This window comes from Streptomyces olindensis (genome assembly GCF_040645895.1).
GTDB classification, from domain to species: Bacteria; Actinomycetota; Actinomycetes; order Streptomycetales; family Streptomycetaceae; genus Streptomyces; species Streptomyces olindensis.
This window is the reverse complement of the sequence record NZ_JBEYZD010000023.1, coordinates 60,729-77,502: the sequence shown is the minus strand read 5'-3', so window position 1 is coordinate 77,502 and position 16,774 is coordinate 60,729. Positions and strand designations below refer to the sequence as shown.

The following is a 16,774-nucleotide window of genomic DNA, read 5'->3' as shown; positions in this document are numbered from 1 at the left end:
CCGGTGAGGGCCCGATCATGCGGTGGTGACATCGCACCCGTTCGACCTGGACGCCTTCCTGCGCCGGCCCCTGACCGCGCGCCTCGCCACGAACGGGCCGACGGTCCGCCCCGTCTGGTTCCTCTGGGAGGGCGGCGCCTTCTGGGTGCTGACCGGGCCCTGGGCCCGCCTCTTCGACCGGGTGCGGGCCGATCCCGAGGTCGCGCTGGTCGTGGACGAGTGCGACCTGGCGACCGGGCTGGTCCGGCAGGTGATCGCGCGGGGCCGGGCCGAGCTGCTGCCGTTCGACGTCGAGCGGGGACGGCGCAAGCTCGTCCGCTATCTGGGCGCGGACGAGGAGCGCTGGGACGAGCGCTTCGTGCACTACCTGTACGACGATCCCACGCAGCGGGGAACGGTGTGGCTGCGGCTGAAGCCCGTGTCCCTCGTCGCGCACGACCTGAGCTACGCCGTGTCCCCGTGAGGCGGCAAGGGCCTTGCGCGGTGTCTTCCGTCGCGGGGGGCCGCTGAGCCATCATGATCCGCCGTCAGCCGTTTGCCGATGGCGAAGAGGTGAGGCGTATGGCCGGACTCCGGATGGGTGAAGGGATTCTCCGCCGCAAACCCATCGAGCAGATCGAGGAGACGGAAGTCGGCAGGGGCACCCGGCTCGAACGGTCGCTGGGGCTGTGGCAGCTGACCGCGATCGGGGTGGGCGGCATCATCGGCGCGGGCATCTTCACGCTCGCGGGAACCGTGGCCAACGGTACGGCGGGTCCCGCCGTGCTGGTGTCCTTCCTCATCGCGGGCGTCGCGAGCGCCGCGGCCGCCCTGTCGTACGCCGAGTTCGCCGGGCTCATCCCGAAGGCCGGTTCGGCCTACACCTACGGCTACGCCGTGCTCGGGGAGCTCGCGGGCTGGTTCATCGGCTGGGACCTGCTGCTGGAGTACACGGCGATCGTGGCGGTGGTCGCGATCGGCATCTCCGGCTACTTCAGCTTCCTGGTCGGCGAGATGGGCGCCGACCTGCCGAACTGGATGCTGGGCGCGCCCGGCACCGGCGACGGGCACCGGGTGGACCTGTTCGCGGCGCTGCTGTGCCTGCTCATCGCCTACCTGCTGAACCTCGGCATCAAGAACGCGGCCCGCTTCGAGACGGTCGTGGTGATCCTGAAGGTCCTGGTGGTGCTGCTGGTGATCGCGGTGGGCGTGTTCCACATCGACACGGCGAACTACAACCCCTTCTTCCCCTACGGGGTCGGCGGGGCGTTCACGGGCGCGGCGACGGTGTTCTTCGCGGTCTTCGGCTACGACGCGATGTCGACGGCGGCCGAGGAGTCCAAGGACGCGCAGCGGCACATGCCGAAGGCGATCATCTACTCGCTCGTCATCTCGATGGTGCTGTACGTGGCGGCCTGCCTGGTGCTCACGGGCATGCAGGACTACAAGGACATCGACAAGGAGAGCGGCTTCTCCACGGCGTTCAAGTCGGTGGGGCTGAGCGGCCTGGCCGACGTCATCGCGGTCGGCGCGATCATCGGCATCCTCACGGTCATGTTCACGTTCATGCTGGGCGTCACCCGTGTCTGGTTCGCCATGTCCCGGGACGGGCTGCTGCCGAAGTGGTTCGCGAAGACGCACCCGACGCGGCACGTGCCCACGCGGGTCACCTGGATCGCCGGTGTCGCGTCGGCCGCCATCGCCGGGTTCCTGCCGATCGGCGAAGCGGCCGAGCTGACCAACATCGGCATCCTGCTGGCGTTCGTGGTGGTGTGCGCGGCGGTGATCGTGCTGCGCTACCGGCAGCCGGACCTGCCGCGCACCTTCCGCACGCCGTGGATGCCCGTGGTGCCGGCGGTGGGGATCGTGTTCTCGATCTGGCTGATCACCTTCCTGCAGTGGCAGACGTGGGCGCGGTTCGCCGTCTGGTTCGCGCTGGGGCTGGTCTTCTACTTCGCCTACTCCTACCGGCGCTCGGAGCTGGCGAAGCGCCGCCCGGACGGTCCGTAGGGCCCTACTCCCCCATCACCAGTCCGTCCTCGGCCGCGCCCCGGCTGAGGACGACGTCCCGGATGCGGTCGCGCACGGCCTGGACACCGGCGCCCTGGGCGAGGGCCCGGTTGAGGTTGACGACCCGGCCGGCGTCGACGTCGAACAGCTGCGGGACGAACTCCGCCTTCGTCACCTCCCAGCGGCCGCCCGGCCGTGCGGGCGGGGTGAAGGTGAAGCGGCCGAGGGTGGACTGGTTGCCGCGCGGGTCCTTGGCGCCCTGGTGGTTGGTCATCAGGCCGGCGATCTGGTCACCCATGCCGTAGATCACCCAGGTGCCGTTGACCTTCTCGTAGGCCTGCGGGACGTGCGCGTGGGTGCCGAGGATCAGGTCGATGTCGGGACGCCCCTCGCTGCGGGCGGCGGTGAGGTTCCGGGCCAGGGTCAGCTGCCGGTCGTCGGGGGCGTCCTGCCACTCGGTGCCCCAGTGCATGGACACGACGACCACGTCCGCGCCCGCCTTCCGCGCGGCCCGGGCGTCCGTGAGGATCCTGCCCTCGTCGATGAGGTTGACGGCCCAGGGCTGTCCGTCGGGGAGCGGGATGCCGTTGGTGTCGTAGGTGTAGGCGAGGTGCGCGATCTTCGCCGGGCCCGCCTGGAGGACCGTCACGGTGCGGGCCTCCTCCTCGCTGCGGGCCGAGCCGGCGTGCCGGACGCCCGCCCGGTCGAGGGCGTCGAGGGTGCGGCGGATGCCGTCGGCGCCGTCGTCCAGGGTGTGGTTGGAGGCGGTGGAGCAGCCGTCGTAGCCGGTGGCGGCGAGGGCCGGGGCCACCTCGGGCGGGGACTTGAAGGTGGGGTAGCCGGTGTAGTGGCCGTTCGCGCCGTAGACGGTCTCCATGTGGCACAGGGCCACGTCGGCGCGTTCGACGACGGAGCGGATCCCGGCGAGCATCGGCCGGAAGTCGTAGCCGGTGCCGCCTGCGTCGAAGCGGGCCCGGTCGATGACCGTGTCGTGCGGGAGGACGTCGCCGGAGGCGACCAGGGTGAAGCCTCGGGGCTCGGCGAGGGACGGCGCCGGGCGCCCGGGGCCGGGTGGTTCGTGGTCACGGGCCTGGCAGGCGGCGCCTGCGGCGAGGGCGACGGTCAGGGCCAGGGCCACCTGTCGACTGCGTGCGATCATCCATTCACCCCACTGTGGGCGTTGTAGTCGTATTTACACACAAACAGGAAAGAAGGCACGCGCCGCCCCACGCGGCTCCGACACGCTCATCAGCCCGACCGGCACCCGCCCGGTGGAGCGCCCCGACCGTTCGTCGAACCGTTCGTCGACGCGATCGACCGTCCGCCGCACAGCCGGGTACGTGGCCTGTGCCACAGCCACGCCCTGCGGTGGCATACGGCCATGACGGCCGGATCCACTCTCATGAACGGAACGACCGCCGAGCACGAGCTCGCCGCACTGCAGCGGGAGCACGGCCGGCCCCTCTTCGCGCTGCTGCTCCGGCTCTGTGACGGCGACCGGCAGCGCGCGGAGGACCTGGTCCAGGAAACGCTGGTGCGCGCCTGGCAGCACCCCGAGGCCCTGCGCGCCGACGACTTCGACTCCGTACGCCCCTGGCTGATGACCGTCGGGCGACGGCTCGCGATCGACGCCCGGCGGGCCCGGCAGGCCCGTCCCGCCGAGGTCGGCGACGCGGTGCTGGAGAACGCGCGGGTCATCTCCGACCACGCCGAGCGGGCCGCGGCGACGCTCGACGTCCGCCGGGCTGTGAAGACACTCACTCCGGAGCACCGTGAAGTCCTGGTGCTCGTGTACTTCCAGGGGGCGAGTGTGGCGGAAGCCGCGGCGACCCTCGGCATCCCGCCCGGTACCGTGAAGTCCCGCGCGTACTACGCGCTGCGCGCCCTGCGCCGGGTGCTTCCGGGATACGCCGCCGACCTGCGCTGAAACCAATGGCCGAGTCAAACCTCCGTAAAGCGCCTTGCTGAGGACCCCGGTTGAGTAATCGGCTGTTCTCATCCGTGTTCCGGATGGGGCCGACATCACCCCGGAGCCCGGTGTCGGGCAACGCGCACGTACCGGAGGAAGGCAGGAAGGGATGCTGCACAGAGGGCAGGAGAGCACGGACGGCGCCGGCGGTGAACTGACCGTCCCCATGGCGTGGTTGTACGCCGAGTACATCGCCGACGAGCTGCTGCGGACCGGCGATCTGATGCCGCCGACGTCCTTCGAGTTCCGCGCCGGGCGTGACGCCCTGGCGCTGACGATCTTCCTCTCCGACACCGACGGGGAGCTGTCGGGCATCCGGGTCGTCACCCAGCTGGAGACCTGGCTGTCGCTGACCGCGTACGACCAGCCGTGGCAGGAGTGGGTGCGCGAACGGCTGGCCGAGGTCGCGGCGGCGGCCGCGGAGTCGGGCGGGCCGGCACCCGACCTGGAGCTGGCGGAGGAGGCCTGGCGCTGGCTGCAGGAGACGGAGCTGCTCGCGCCCGACCTGAACGCCGTGCCGGGCGGCGCTCCGGTGGTCGGGGAGGACGAGGGGCCGAAGGTGTGGACGCCCGCCTGGCAGCTCGGACTGCCGCTCGGGCACCTCGCGATCCATCTTTTTTAGATTTCCGCGGCACCGGACCAATCCGGGGGCCGGAGGGCTCCGAATCCTTTGGTTGCGATTGTGTCACCGGCTTGAGTGATTCCGCTGCCTGGTCCGTACCGGTGGGAGCAAGGAGTAACCCCACCCGCACCCAACGGCACGAGGATTCGGCATGAGGTCCCTGGAAAGGCATCGCGACGTCGGCGCCTACGCGCTCGGCGTGCTGGACGAGGCGGAGGCATTCCGCTTCGAGGACCACCTCATGGAGTGCCCTCGGTGCGCTGCAGAGGTGACGGAATTCGGCCCGACGACACGGCAGTTGATGCTGTACCGGCGGGCGACGCCGCGGCTCGTGCACCCGATGGCGCAGCCCGGTCCGCGCATGCTGGACCGGCTGCTGGCCGAGGTGGCCACCCGGCGCCGGGCCGGGCGCAGACGCATGCTGTTCGCCCTGGCGGCCTCGGTGGCGCTCGCGGTGTCGGTGCCCGGGGTCGCGATGATGGCCCGGGGCAGCGGCGAGGAGGCCATGACGGTCGCCGCGACCGACGCGCGCACGGGGGTGTGGGCGCAGGTCAGGACGGAGGACGAGGCCTCGGGCAGCCAGGTCGAGCTGCAGGTCAAGGACGCGGCCGGGCCCCGAGCCTGCCACCTGGTGATCATCGGCCACGACGGCACCGAGGAGACCGCGACCAGCTGGCACGGGCCCGGTCACGACGCCCACCCGAACACGATGATGGCCAGCTCGTCCATGCACCCGGACGAGATCGCCCGCTACGAGATCCGCTCGTCGGCCGGCGAGGTCCTGGTGAAGCTCCCGTCGCCCTAGGAGGGTGTGTCGTCCGTCCGCCTCTGTCGCCGGGCAGCCCGGGCGTCCCGGTGTGAGACTGCTGGACGACACACCCGGGCTGCGCGGCGAGGGGAGACGAGGTGACGACGGCGGAGACCGGTGACGGTCGTCTGGAGGAGTTCCTCGCCGATCCGGAGAGCTCGGCGCTGGACCTGGCCGCTGCGGTGGCCCGCTGCACCAAGGCCGTGGGCATCCAGCACTCGGTGGTGTACCTGGCCGACATCCAGCAGCGTCGGCTCGTACCGCTCACCGACGTGGCCTCGCCCCTGTCGGTGGACGACTCGCTCGCCGGCTGGACCTACCGCACCCAGTCGCTGCGCGTGGAGGAGTCGGAGTCGGGCGGCATGACGGCCTGGTTCCCCCTCCTGGACGGCGCGGAACGGCTCGGGGTGCTCTCCGTGCTCTCCCCGGCGCTGACACCGGCCGTGCTGCGCCGCGGCCGGGCCCTCGCCACCCTGCTCGCCATGATGATCACGTCGAAGCGGGCGTACAAGGACTCCTTCGTCCGGCGGACGCGCACCGAACCGATGCGGCTGCCCGCCGAGATGCTGCGGGCCTTCCTGCCGCCCCGCACGATCGGCACCGCGCACGTGGTGTCCACGGCCGTGCTGGAGCCCGCCTACGAGATCGGCGGCGACGCCTTCGACCACTCCCTGACGGAGACGACGCTGCACGCCGCGGTCCTCGACGCCATGGGGCACGACCTGGCCTCCGGGCTCACCACGGCCGTGTCGCTGGCCGCCTGCCGCAACGCCCGGCGGACCGGGGCGGACCTGCCCGAGCTGGTGGAGTGCGTCGACGACGCGCTGGCGCGCTGGCTCCCCGACCAGTTCTGCACGGGCGTCCTGGCCCAGCTGGACCTGGCCTCCGGGATGCTGCGGTGGTGCAACTGCGGGCATCCCCCGCCGCTGCTCATCCGCGAGCAGCGGCTGCACGTGGACGCCATGCGGCGCGAGCCGGATCCGCCGATGGGGCTGCCGTCCCTGCTCGCCGGGCGGCAGCGGCAGACGCACGAGATCGCACTGAAGCCCGGCGACCGGGTGCTGATGTACACCGACGGGGTGACCGAGGCCCGCGGCAGCGACGGCGGCGAGTTCGGTCTTGAACAGTTCGCCGACTACATCATCCGGGCGATGGCGGCGGGCGAGCTGGCGCCCGAGACGCTGCGCCGGCTCATCCACTCCATCCTGGACTCGCCCACCAGCCGGCTGCGGGACGACGCGACCATCCTGATGTTCGAGTGGACGCCACCGGCCCGGTGACGCCACCGACCCGGTGATGCAGCCGGCCCGGTGACGCGGGCCCGGGTCACTTCAGCAGGCGGGACATCCTGCGGTCCGCCAGCGGTTTCCCGCCCGTCTGGCAGGTCGGGCAGTACTGGAGCGAGGAGTCGCTGAAGGACACCTCGCGGATGGTGTCACCGCACACCGGGCAGGGCTCGCCGGTGCGGCCGTGGACGCGCAGGCCGCTCTTCTTCTCGGCCTTCAGCCGCCCGGCCGCCACGCCCCGGGAGCGCTCGACCGCCTCGGTGAGCGTGTCGCGCAGAGCCGTGTACAGCCGCCCGGTCTCCGCCTCGGTCAGGGACGCGGCCAGCTTGAAGGGCGACATCCTCGCGGCGTGCAGAATCTCGTCGCTGTAGGCGTTGCCCACGCCCGCGATCAGGCTCTGGTCGCGCAACGCGCCCTTGAGCTGCCGCCGTTCACCGGACAGCAGCCCGGCGAGGCGCGCCTCGTCGAAGTCGTCGGCGAGCGGGTCCGGGCCGAGCCGGGACACGCCCGGCACCTCCTGCGGATCCCCGACGACGTACACCGCGAGCCGCTTCTGCGTGCCGGCCTCCGTCAGGTCGAAGCCGGCGCCGGTCTCCAGGGCCACGCGCAGGGCGAGGGGGCCTTTGCCGGGGCGGGGCGGGCCGTCGGGGAGGCGGTCCTTCCAGTGCAGCCAGCCCGCGCGGGCCAGGTGCGTCACGAGGTGCGGCCCGTCCGCGGTCCCGATGTCGAGGAACTTGCCGTACCGGCGCACGGCGGTGACCTCGCGGCCCTCCAGCGCGGACAGCGGCGGGTCGTACGTCTTCAGGACGCTGATCGCCACGGGCAGCACCCGTACGATCTCGTGGCCGACGAGGTGCTCGGTGAGGAAGTCCTTGAGCGCCTCGACCTCGGGGAGTTCCGGCATGGGTCCAGAGTGCCACGTGCGGTCAGTCGTGGTCCGGCACCACGAACTCGCACCACACGGCCTTGCCCCCGCCCCGGGCCTCCACGCCCCATACGTCGGTGAGCAGCTCGACCAGCAGCAGGCCCCTCCCCGAGACGCCCGAGTCGCCCGCCTCGCGGCGGCGCGGCAGGGCGCTGGAGGAGTCCTCGACCTCGACGCGCAGCCGGACCTCGGAGCCGGTGAGGGCCCGCAGGGTGACGATCGCGGAGCCCTCGGTGTGCATCAGGGCGTTGGTGATCAGCTCGTCGGCGACCAGTTCGATCTCGTCGGCGCGGTCCCCGGCTCCCCAGGCGGCGACCGCGGTGCGGATCATGTGCCGGGCCTCGGCCAGGGCCACCGGGTCACCGGGGGCCACGTGCCGCTGGAGCCGGCGGCCGGACTGCGGGCCGTCCGGGCCGCGCCGGCGCAGCAGGAGCAGCGCCACGTCGTCGTCGCCGCCGCGCTCGGCGGCCACGTCGATGAGCCGGTCGGCGAGGTCCCGCACGTCGTCGGGGCCGGTGTCGACGAGCGCGGTGAGGGTGCGCATGCCGTCGTCGAGGTCGGCGCCGGGCTGCTCCACGAGGCCGTCGGTGCACAGCAGCAGGGTGTCGCCGGGGTCGAGCTCCATGGTGCCCACCGGGTAGTCGAGGCGGCCGAACTCGGCGGACAGGCCGAGCGGCAGGCCGCCCGCGACGGGGACGCGGCGGCAGGAGCCGTCGGGGCGCCGCACGAGCGGATCGATGTGGCCGGCCCGGACCATCTGGAGCACGCCCGTGGACAGGTCGGCCTCGGCGTAGAGGCAGGTGGCGGAGCGGTCGGTGTCGAGTTCGTGCAGGAAGACGGAGGCACGGGCCATGACGGTGGCCGGGGGGTGCCCCTCGGCGGCGTAGGCGCGCAGCACGATGCGCAGCTGGCCCATGACGGCGGCCGCGTGGGTGTCGTGGCCCTGGACGTCTCCGATGACGGCGCCGACCCGGCCGCCGGGCAGCGGGATCAGGTCGTACCAGTCGCCGCCGATGTCCCGGCCGACGGAGCCGCCGATGGTGGCGGCGCGGTATCGGACGGCGACGTCGGCGCCGGGCACGCTGGGGATGGTCCGGGGCAGCATGGCCTGCTGGAGGCCCTGCGCGAGGTCCATCTCCTGCTCGTAGAACATGGCCCGCTGCAGGCTCTGCGCGATGCTGCTGCCGAGGGCGACGAGGATGTTGCGCTCCTCGGAGGTGAAGCCGCGCCGGTCGCTGTAGAGCAGGCCCATCGCGCCGATCGGCCGGGCCTGGACGATGAGCGGCAGATAGGCGGCCGAGGTGATGTTCAGGTCGGTGATGTGCGGCCACAGGATCGGGTAGCGCTCGGCGAACTCCTCGGGCGACTCGATGAAGCACGGGCCGAGGGTCCGCACGGCCTCGCTCATCGGGTAGGGCTCGTCGATGCGGGTGACGCGGGTGCCGGGCACGAAGCTGTCCGCAGGGCCCTCGGCGACCAGGCGGATGCGGCCGGCCTCGACCAAACCCATGACGAGGCTGGTGGCGCCCAGGTGGGTGAGGCCGTGGGTGTCCTTGAGGACGTCGATGACGTCCTGGACGGTCCGGGCGTGGGCGAGGGCGGCCGTGGTGAGTTCGACGACGCTGGTCTGCTCGCGGCGGGCCTCGTCCTGGGCGGCCTGGTCGCGGTGGGCGTCCCTCTCCACGAGTTCCTGGGTGGCGTCCCGCACGATGCCGATGATGCGGCGGGGCCGGCCGGTCTCGTCGCGCCGGATGTAGCCCTGGGTGTGGGTCCAGCGCAGGGTGCCGTCGCGGCGGCGGATGCGGAAGTAGGCGCCGTAGTTCTCGCTGCCGTCCTTCAGGGCCTGGGAGACGGCGGTGTCCAGGCGTCGGGCCTCGCCGGGCGGGACGCGCCGGGAGAGGGTCTCGGGGTGGTCGTCGTACTCGTCCGGGAGCACGTCGAAGACCTCGTGGGCCTGCGCGTCCATCTGCATCAGGCCGGTGTCCAGATCCCAGTCGAAGCTGCCCATCCGGTTGAGCGCGAGGATCGGATCCGGGTGGGCGGGCCAGTCGTCCGGGAGGGACAGGGCGCTCGCTCCCCGATCAGCCATGGGCCCACCTTGCCAGGATTCGTCCGATTCTTCGACCGGATGTGCCGAGTGTACGAGCCACCCGTCCCGGGCGGCCCTCAGTTACTGAAGACGTCCGTGGGGCTGCCGAAGATGCGGTCGGTGGCCGGTTCATCGGGAATCAGTCCGCCGCCGTCGGGCAGATCGGGGCTGTCCGGCACGGCTTCCGGGCCGACCTCGCCGGGATCCTCGGGATCCGGGTCTCCGGGATCCTCGGGGTCCGGATCGCCGGGATCCTCGGGGTCCGGATCGCCGGGATCCTCGGGGTCCGGGTCGCCGGGATCCTCCGGGGCCGGTTCGTCCGGGGGCGGGTCGGTCTCGTCCGCCGGGAGGGCGGCGGAGTCGCCGGTCAGGCCCCCGCGCCGGGACCCGCCCGGCTCACGCGGCAGGGCGTCCGGCCCGCCCGGGGCGACGGACGCGGGCGCGGACGCCTCGGGGGTTGTCGTCGCCCACACCGGCGGGGGCAGGACGCGGTCGTGCCGCACGTCGTGTCCGGCACGCCGCTCGATCCAGAGGCGGGCGGCGACGTCGACGATCGTGAAGTCGGTGATCGCCCGTGGTGCGCGGGTCACGACGATCACCTCGCCGGGGCGGTAGCCGGGCCAGGGAGTGCCCTTGGTGACCGGCGTGCCGCGCATCGCCGCGGGCGGGAGCAGCGGGTTGCCGCAGGCGCAGCGCACGCGCGGCACGCCCCGGTCGTCTACCAGGACCGCGGTGCCCGCCTGGAGGACCGACTGGTAGCCGCCGGCCCGTCCGGCGCGGTAGCCGTGGCCGGTGACGCGGGTGTCGGCGCGCAGCACGACCGGGGTCAGGGCCCGCACGTAGTCGCCGAGGGCCGCCGGGGCGACGCCCGCGACCCCGGCGAAGGCGCGCGCCCTGGCCCGGTCGCGGGTGAGGTGGCCGATCTGCCGGCCGATGTCGCAGCTGCCGGTCTGCTCGGTGCCCGCGTACAGCCCGGGTGTCGCGCCGGAGAGTGCGCGCAGTCCGCCCGGCGCGGCGGAGACCCGGACGGCCGCGTCCGCCGTCCGCGGCGTTCGCGGGGCGGGGTGCTGGGTAGCCGTCGTGGTGGCCGTGGAGTCGGTGAAGGGGTCCGGCCCCCGGTCCGCGGCCGGCAGGAGGACGAGTGCTCCGCCGGTTCCGACGTCGTCGGCGCGGTCGCCGTCGCCGTCGCCGCAGCCCGTGAGGAGGAGCGCCGCCGTGAGCGCGCAGGATGTGACGAAGGCCCCCGTCGGTGTCCGCACCTCGTCCTCCCGCCCGCCTCGTCACCCTTCAGGCATCTCAGGCAATCCGTCACTATTGTTTGCTTCGCTCACTCGGGTCACGCAACCGGAGCGGTGGTACACGGAGCGTGACCCCGGGGTCCGGCGTCGCAGGGGAAGGAGCGCACGGCCGTGGACTGGTTCACCGCGTCCGACTACTGGCTGACCCGGCTGGTCTTCCAGCGGGCGCTGGCCGCCGTGTACCTGGTGGCGTTCCTGACGGCGGCGCTCCAGTTCCGCGCGCTGATCGGGCGGCGCGGCATGCTGCCGGTGCCGCGGTTCGTCGAGCGGGTGCCGTTCAAACGGGCGCCGAGCCTGTTCCAGCTGCACTACTCGGACCGCTTCTTCGCGCTCTGCGCCTGGGCGGGCTGCGCGGTGTCGGCGGCCCTGCTGGCCGGGCTGGACTCGCTGCTGCCGCTGTGGGGCGGCATGCTGCTGTGGCTGGTGCCGTGGGTGCTGTACCTGTCGATCGTCAACGTCGGCCAGACCTGGTACTCGTTCGGCTGGGAGTCGCTGCTGCTGGAGGTCGGCTTCCTCGCCGTGTTCCTCGGCAACGACGAGGTGGCGCCGCCGCTCGTGGTGCTGTTCCTGCTGCGGTGGATCCTGTTCCGGGTGGAGTTCGGCGCGGGGCTGATCAAGATGCGCGGCGACGAGTGCTGGCGGAAGCTGACCTGCCTGGACCACCATCACGAGACCCAGCCGATGCCGGGCCCGCTGAGCTGGTTCTTCCACAATCTCCCCCGGCCCCTGCACCGCGTCGAGGTGGCCGCGAACCACGTCACGCAACTCGTGGTGCCGTTCCTGCTGTTCACCCCGCAGCCGGTGGCGACGGCCGCCGCGTCGCTGATGATCGTCACGCAGCTGTGGCTGGTGCTGTCGGGCAACTTCTCCTGGCTGAACTGGATCACGATCGTGCTGGCGCTGTCGGCGGTGCGGTTCCCCATCGATGCGCCGGACGTGCCGGACGCCCCGCTCTGGTACGTCGTCGTGGTGCTCGCGGTGGCCGCGCTGCTGGTGGGTCTGAGCTACCAGCCGGTGCGCAACATGCTCTCCCGCCGCCAGGTGATGAACCGCTCGTTCGACCCGCTGCACCTGGTCAACACCTACGGGGCGTTCGGCAGTGTGAGCCGCGTGCGGTACGAGGTGGTGGTCGAGGGCACGTCGGACGACGTGCCGCGGGAGGACTCGGACTGGCGGGAGTACGAGTTCAAGGGCAAGCCGGGCGATCCCCGGCGCTGGCCGCGCCAGTTCGCGCCCTACCACCTGCGGCTCGACTGGCTGATGTGGTTCGCGGCCCTCTCCCCCGCGTACGCCGGGTCCTGGTTCGGGGCGCTGGTGGAGCGGTTGCTGGAGAACGACCGGGACACGCTGAAGCTGCTGCGGCGCTCGCCGTTCCCGCCGGACGAGCCGCCGCGGTACGTGCGCGCCCGCCTGTTCCGCTACCGCTACACGACGTGGCGGGAGCTGCGGGAGACGGGCGCGTGTTGGGAACGGACGTACGTACGGGAGTACCTGCCGCCGACGCGGCTGTCGGAGGTCGCTCAGAGGTCGTAGACGCGGCCGGCGGTGGTCTCGAGGATCTGGGTGTGGTCGTGCGGGTCGGTCAGCCGGCGTGTGGCGTCCAGCATGGCGCCGTACGTCGTCGCCAGGGTGGACACCGGCCAGTCCGAGCCGTACATGAGGCGGCCGGGCCCGAAGGCCTGAAGCGCCACGTCGGCGTACGGGCGCAGGTCCTCGACGGTCCAGGAGGCGTGGTCGGCCTCGGTGGCCAGGCCGGAGAGCTTGCCGACCGTGTTGGGCAGTGCGGCGAGGGCGCGCAGGCGGGACGCCCAGGGTTCGAGGGCGCCGGAGGCGATGGGCGGTTTGCCGAGGTGGTCGAGGACGAAGGTGAGGCCGGGCAGGGCGGCGGCGGCCCGGACGCAGGCGGGCAGCTGGTGCGGGAGCACCACCAGGTCGTAGACGAGCCCGGCGTCGGCGACGGCGGTCAGTCCCCGGCGTACGTCCGGGCGGAGCAGCCACTCGGGGTCGGGTTCGCCCTGGACCTGGTGGCGGATGCCCTTCAGGTACCGCCCGCCGGGGAGTTCCCGCAGCCGGGCGAGTTCGTCGGCGACGTCGGGGCGGGTGAGGTCGGTCCAGCCGACGACGCCCGCGACGAGGTCGTGCTCGGCGGCCAGGGCCAGGAACTCGGGGGTCTCCTCGGGCACGGTGATCGTCTGGACGAGGACCGTGCGGCCCACTCCGGCGGCCCGGGCCTCGGGTTCGAGGTCTTTCAGGGTGAAGTCACGCCGCAGCGGCGCGAGTTCGGGCCCGGTGATCCAGTCCTGGTCCCGGACGGACAGGTCCCACACGTGGTGGTGGGCGTCTGTCACGGTCATGCCGGCAGCTCCCAGACGACGGGCAGGCCGGCGTCCGCGCCCTCGTCCGAGTAGTCGTGCACGACGTCGAGCAGCTCGGCCATGCGGGCCTGCCAGGCGACGTTCACCGGCAGTTTCTCCAGCTCGGCGAGGAGACGGGCGTAGTCCTCGCACTCCAGGACATGGAAGAGGTCGGTCCCGCTGCGCCAGATCGTCCAGGAGGTGGCGCCGGCGGCGCGGATGGCGTCGGTGAGTTCCCCGGGGACCTCGCGGTGGGCGGCCTCGTACGCGGCGATGCGGTCGGGGCGGACCTTGGTGTGCAGGGCGACTCTCATGAGAGCTCCTTCGGGGAGGTCTCGGCGGGGACGGGGGCGTCGGCGGGCAGCAGTCCCTTGGCGCGCAGGTCCTGCCAGAAGGCGTCCGGCACCCGGGCGGCGAACTGGTGGGCGCAGTCGCGGACCTCGTGCGCGGAGCGTGCTCCGACGAGGACGCTCGCGACGGCCGGGTGGGCGGCGCAGAAGGCCAGGGCGGCGGCGCGCAGGGTGGTGCCGTGTCGGTCGGCGACGGACTTCAGCCGCAGGGCCCGCTGGACCAGCCCGGAGGGGGCGATGCCGTAGTTGTAGCGGGCGCCCGGCTCGGGGTTGGCCAGCAGGCCGGAGTTGAAGGCGCCGCCGATGACGACGGACGTGCCGCGCTCGTGGGCCGCGGGCAGCAGGTCGGTGAGGGCGCTCTGGTCGAGCAGGGTGTAGCGGCCGGCGCACAGCACCACGTCGACGTCGGTGTCGCGGACGAAGCGGGTGAGCATCTCCGACTGGTTCATGCCGGCGCCGATCGCGCCGACCACGCCCTCCGAGCGGAGCTTCTCCAGGGCCGGGTAGCCCTCGCGGAAGGCCGCTTCGGCGTGCTCGTCCGGGTCGTGGAGGTACACGATGTCCACCCGGTCCAGGCCGAGGCGTTCCAGGCTGGACTCCAGGGTGCGGCGGATGCCGTCGGCGCTGAAGTCCCACACCCGCCGGTGGGTGGCGGGCACGGCGAATCCGTGGGCGAGGTCGTCGCCGGTGCCGTGGGCGGGTTCGAGGCGGCGGCCGACCTTGGTGGAGACGGTGTACCGGTCGCGGGGGTGGTCGCGCAGGGCGGCGCCGAGGCGTCGTTCGGACAGGCCGAGGCCGTAGTGCGGGGCGGTGTCGAAGTAGCGGATGCCCCGCTGCCAGGCGGCCTCGACGGCGTCGCGGGCCTGCTCCTCGCCGACCTCGGTGTACAGGTTGCCGATCGCGGCGGCGCCGAAGGACAGGGCGCTGACCTGGACGCCGCCGCGGCCGAGCCGGTTCACCGGGCCACCGGGCGCAGCCGCAGGCCCTGCATGCCGCCGTCGACGGCGAGCGAGGTGCCCGTGGTGGCGCCGGACAGGGGGCTCGCCAGGTAGGCGATGGCGCCCGCGACCTCGGCCGGGGAGACCAGCCGGCCGGTGGGCTGGCGGGCCTGCAGGGCGGCGCGTTCGGCGGCCGGGTCGGGGACGGCGTCCAGGAGGCGGCCGACCCACGGGGTGTCGACCGTGCCGGGGTTGACGCAGTTGACGCGGATGCCCTCGCGGACGTGGTCGGCGGCCATGGCGAGGGTCAGGGAGTACACGGCCCCCTTGGTGGCGCTGTACAGGGCGCGCTGCGGCAGGCCCGCGGTGGCGGCGATGGAGCAGGTGTTGACGATCGCCGCGTGCTCGGAGGCGCGCAGGTGGGGCAGGCAGGCGCGGGTGGTGCGGACCATGCCGACGACGTTGACGTCCCAGACGCGGTGCCACTCGTCGTCGGGGTTGTCCTCGACGGTGCCCTGGGCGCCGATGCCCGCGTTGTTGACCAGGACGTCGAGGCCGCCGAGGTCGGCGACCGCGGTCGCGACGGCCGCGCGTACGGACGTGTCGTCGGTGACGTCCGCGCGGTGGCCCAGGAGTGGTTTGTCGACCGGCGACGGGTCCAGGTCGAGGACGGCGACCTGGGCGCCGCGCTCGGCCAGGAGGTCCGCGGTGGCCCGGCCGATGCCGGAGGCACCGCCCGTCACCAGGGCCCTGAGACCCTCGAAGTCGCTCATGCAGCGTGCCCCTTCTTCGTCGCGTCGAGGTCGGCGGCCCAGAAGTCGCCGCCCGGGTACGTGTAGCGCGCCAGCGACTCGGGCCGCATGGCGGCCGAGAAGCCCGGCGCGGTGGGTGCCGTGTAGTGACCCTGCCGGATCACCACCGGGTCGAGGAAGTGGTCGTGCAGATGGTCGACGTATTCGATGACGCGGTCCTCGGTGGTGCCGGTCAGGGCCACGTAGTCGAACATCGACAGGTGCTGGACGAGTTCGCACAGGCCGACGCCGCCCGCGTGCGGGCAGACCGGCACGCCGAACTTGGCCGCGAGCAGCAGGATCGCGAGGTTCTCGGGGACGCCGCCGACGCGGGCCGCGTCGATCTGGACGACGTCGAGCGCGCCGGCCTGGAGGAGCTGCTTGAAGACGATCCGGTTGTGGACATGCTCGCCGGTGGCGACCTTCACGGGGGCGACGGCCCGGCGGATCGCCGCGTGGCCGAGGATGTCGTCGGGGCTGGTGGGTTCCTCGATCCAGTACGGGTCGAACTCGGCGAGGGCCTTGGTCCAGCGGACCGCCTCGGCCACGTCCCAGCGCTGGTTGGCGTCGACGGCCATGCGGATGTCCGGGCCGATCACCGAGCGGGCCACGCGGCAGCGGCGGATGTCGTCGTCGAGGTCGGCGCCCACCTTGAGCTTGATCTGCGTGAAGCCGTCGGCGACGGCCTCGGCGGCGAGCCGGGTGAGTTTCTCGTCGTCGTAGCCGAGCCAGCCGGGCGAGGTGGTGTAGGCGGGGTAGCCGCGTTCCAGGAGCCGGGCCGTGCGCTCCTCGGCGCCCTGCCGGCCCCGGCGCAGCAGGGCCAGGGCCTCCTCGGGGGTGAGGGCGTCGGTGAGGTAGCGGAAGTCGATCTGACGCACGAGCCACTCGGGCTCGGCCTCGGCGAGCAGCCGCCACAGCGGCAGGCCGGCGCGCTTGGCGGCCAGGTCCCACACGGCGTTGACGACGGCGCCGATCGCCATGTGCATCACGCCCTTCTCGGGCCCGAGCCAGCGCAGCTGGCTGTCGCCGATCAGGTCGCGGTTGAGGGTGGCGGGGTCGGCGCACAGGTCGGCCACGTCGCGGCCGACCAGGTGTCCGCGCAGCGCGTCGATCGCGGCGACCTGGACCTCGTTGCCCCGCCCGATGGTGAAGGCGAACCCGTGCCCCTCGTGCCCGTCGGCCGCGTCCGTGCGCAGGACGACGTAGGCCGCCGAGTAGTCGGGGTCGGGGTTCATCGCGTCGGAGCCGTCGAGCTCGCGCGAGGTGGGGAAGCGGATGTCGTGGGTGTCGACCGCGGTGATGCGGGCGGGCGTCGGGGACACGGGGGGCCTTTCGTCGGTCGGAGCGAGGGGCGG

At 72.8% G+C, this 16,774-nt stretch carries 16 protein-coding genes; 7 read left to right on the top strand and 9 right to left on the bottom strand.

All coding sequences use genetic code 11. The features are described 5' to 3' along the window. Nucleotides 1–25 precede the first annotated feature (25 nt). Nucleotides 26–463, top strand: coding sequence for a pyridoxamine 5'-phosphate oxidase family protein (locus ABZ948_RS17355; RefSeq protein ID WP_359760392.1), 438 nt, complete (start codon nucleotides 26–28; stop codon nucleotides 461–463). Nucleotides 464–561: 98 nt separating this feature from the next. Continuing rightward, complete coding sequence (locus ABZ948_RS17350; RefSeq protein WP_359760390.1) at nucleotides 562–1,989, top strand: amino acid permease; 1,428 nt, start codon at nucleotides 562–564, stop codon at nucleotides 1,987–1,989. A gap of 4 nt (nucleotides 1,990–1,993) precedes the next feature. Here the strand turns inward: ABZ948_RS17350 and ABZ948_RS17345 are convergent, their stop codons facing one another. Next, entirely contained in the window at nucleotides 1,994–3,148 is a 1,155-nt protein-coding gene (locus ABZ948_RS17345) for a CapA family protein (protein ID WP_359760388.1), read from the bottom strand. A gap of 222 nt (nucleotides 3,149–3,370) precedes the next feature. On the opposite strand from ABZ948_RS17345, the gene ABZ948_RS17340 reads away from it, so the two are divergent. The 4 genes from ABZ948_RS17340 (at nucleotide 3,371) to ABZ948_RS17325 (ending at nucleotide 6,668) form a co-directional block, all read left to right on the top strand. Further along, nucleotides 3,371–3,916, top strand: coding sequence for a sigma-70 family RNA polymerase sigma factor (locus ABZ948_RS17340; protein ID WP_031120108.1), 546 nt, complete (start codon nucleotides 3,371–3,373; stop codon nucleotides 3,914–3,916). Between the two features lie 151 nt (nucleotides 3,917–4,067). Next, complete coding sequence (locus ABZ948_RS17335; RefSeq protein ID WP_359760385.1) at nucleotides 4,068–4,580, top strand: hypothetical protein; 513 nt, start codon at nucleotides 4,068–4,070, stop codon at nucleotides 4,578–4,580. A gap of 151 nt (nucleotides 4,581–4,731) precedes the next feature. Then, the gene (locus tag ABZ948_RS17330) at nucleotides 4,732–5,385 is read left to right on the top strand and encodes a zf-HC2 domain-containing protein (protein ID WP_359760383.1); all 654 of its coding nucleotides are present in this window, start codon (nucleotides 4,732–4,734) and stop codon (nucleotides 5,383–5,385) included. 101 nt (nucleotides 5,386–5,486) lie between these two features. Beyond that, nucleotides 5,487–6,668: a PP2C family protein-serine/threonine phosphatase gene (locus tag ABZ948_RS17325; protein ID WP_359760382.1), complete on the top strand. Its 1,182-nt coding sequence runs from the start codon at nucleotides 5,487–5,489 to the stop codon at nucleotides 6,666–6,668. Nucleotides 6,669–6,714: 46 nt separating this feature from the next. On the opposite strand, the gene ABZ948_RS17320 is transcribed toward ABZ948_RS17325, so the two are convergent. The 3 genes from ABZ948_RS17320 to ABZ948_RS17310 all read right to left on the bottom strand — a co-directional run bounded on the left by ABZ948_RS17320 (nucleotide 6,715) and on the right by ABZ948_RS17310 (nucleotide 10,947). Beyond that, nucleotides 6,715–7,578 (bottom strand): Fpg/Nei family DNA glycosylase, encoded by an 864-nt coding sequence (locus tag ABZ948_RS17320; RefSeq protein ID WP_359760380.1) that lies wholly within the window; start codon nucleotides 7,576–7,578, stop codon nucleotides 6,715–6,717. 22 nt (nucleotides 7,579–7,600) lie between these two features. Then, nucleotides 7,601–9,688, bottom strand: coding sequence for a SpoIIE family protein phosphatase (locus ABZ948_RS17315; RefSeq protein WP_359760378.1), 2,088 nt, complete (start codon nucleotides 9,686–9,688; stop codon nucleotides 7,601–7,603). A 77-nt stretch (nucleotides 9,689–9,765) separates the two neighbouring features. Continuing rightward, nucleotides 9,766–10,947 carry a DUF6777 domain-containing protein gene (locus tag ABZ948_RS17310; RefSeq protein ID WP_359760376.1) on the bottom strand — a complete coding sequence of 394 codons (1,182 nt, stop codon included), beginning with the start codon at nucleotides 10,945–10,947 and terminating at the stop codon, nucleotides 9,766–9,768. A gap of 150 nt (nucleotides 10,948–11,097) precedes the next feature. On the opposite strand from ABZ948_RS17310, the gene ABZ948_RS17305 reads away from it, so the two are divergent. Continuing rightward, entirely contained in the window at nucleotides 11,098–12,519 is a 1,422-nt protein-coding gene (locus ABZ948_RS17305) for a lipase maturation factor family protein (RefSeq protein WP_359760375.1), read from the top strand. On the opposite strand, the gene ABZ948_RS17300 is transcribed toward ABZ948_RS17305, so the two are convergent. The 5 genes from ABZ948_RS17300 to ABZ948_RS17280 are packed head-to-tail and all read right to left on the bottom strand — an operon-like array spanning nucleotide 12,507 to nucleotide 16,741. Continuing rightward, complete coding sequence (locus ABZ948_RS17300) at nucleotides 12,507–13,340, bottom strand: amidohydrolase family protein (protein WP_359760373.1); 834 nt, start codon at nucleotides 13,338–13,340, stop codon at nucleotides 12,507–12,509. The genes ABZ948_RS17305 and ABZ948_RS17300 overlap by 13 nt on opposite strands. After that, complete coding sequence (locus tag ABZ948_RS17295) at nucleotides 13,337–13,654, bottom strand: L-rhamnose mutarotase (protein ID WP_359760371.1); 318 nt, start codon at nucleotides 13,652–13,654, stop codon at nucleotides 13,337–13,339. The genes ABZ948_RS17300 and ABZ948_RS17295 overlap by 4 nt, the downstream gene beginning before the upstream one ends. Further along, nucleotides 13,651–14,649, bottom strand: coding sequence for an aldo/keto reductase (locus ABZ948_RS17290; protein ID WP_359760369.1), 999 nt, complete (start codon nucleotides 14,647–14,649; stop codon nucleotides 13,651–13,653). The genes ABZ948_RS17295 and ABZ948_RS17290 overlap by 4 nt, the downstream gene beginning before the upstream one ends. After that, nucleotides 14,646–15,401, bottom strand: a complete 756-nt coding sequence (locus tag ABZ948_RS17285) for an SDR family NAD(P)-dependent oxidoreductase (protein WP_359760367.1) — start codon at nucleotides 15,399–15,401, stop codon at nucleotides 14,646–14,648. Before ABZ948_RS17285 ends, ABZ948_RS17290 begins: the two co-directional genes overlap by 4 nt. Next, entirely contained in the window at nucleotides 15,398–16,741 is a 1,344-nt protein-coding gene (locus ABZ948_RS17280) for an L-fuconate dehydratase (RefSeq protein ID WP_359760365.1), read from the bottom strand. Before ABZ948_RS17280 ends, ABZ948_RS17285 begins: the two co-directional genes overlap by 4 nt. Nucleotides 16,742–16,774 lie beyond the last annotated feature (33 nt).

Coding starts and splice junctions, on each gene's coding strand:
- ABZ948_RS17350 (WP_359760390.1), top strand. CDS start 562: ATGGCCGGACTCCGGATGGGTGAAGGGATTCTCCGCCGCAAACCCATC.
- ABZ948_RS17345 (WP_359760388.1), bottom strand. CDS start 3,148: ATGATCGCACGCAGTCGACAGGTGGCCCTGGCCCTGACCGTCGCCCTC.
- ABZ948_RS17340 (WP_031120108.1), top strand. CDS start 3,371: ATGACGGCCGGATCCACTCTCATGAACGGAACGACCGCCGAGCACGAG.
- ABZ948_RS17335 (WP_359760385.1), top strand. CDS start 4,068: ATGCTGCACAGAGGGCAGGAGAGCACGGACGGCGCCGGCGGTGAACTG.
- ABZ948_RS17330 (WP_359760383.1), top strand. CDS start 4,732: ATGAGGTCCCTGGAAAGGCATCGCGACGTCGGCGCCTACGCGCTCGGC.
- ABZ948_RS17320 (WP_359760380.1), bottom strand. CDS start 7,578: ATGCCGGAACTCCCCGAGGTCGAGGCGCTCAAGGACTTCCTCACCGAG.
- ABZ948_RS17315 (WP_359760378.1), bottom strand. CDS start 9,688: ATGGCTGATCGGGGAGCGAGCGCCCTGTCCCTCCCGGACGACTGGCCC.
- ABZ948_RS17300 (WP_359760373.1), bottom strand. CDS start 13,340: ATGACCGTGACAGACGCCCACCACCACGTGTGGGACCTGTCCGTCCGG.
- ABZ948_RS17295 (WP_359760371.1), bottom strand. CDS start 13,654: ATGAGAGTCGCCCTGCACACCAAGGTCCGCCCCGACCGCATCGCCGCG.
- ABZ948_RS17285 (WP_359760367.1), bottom strand. CDS start 15,401: ATGAGCGACTTCGAGGGTCTCAGGGCCCTGGTGACGGGCGGTGCCTCC.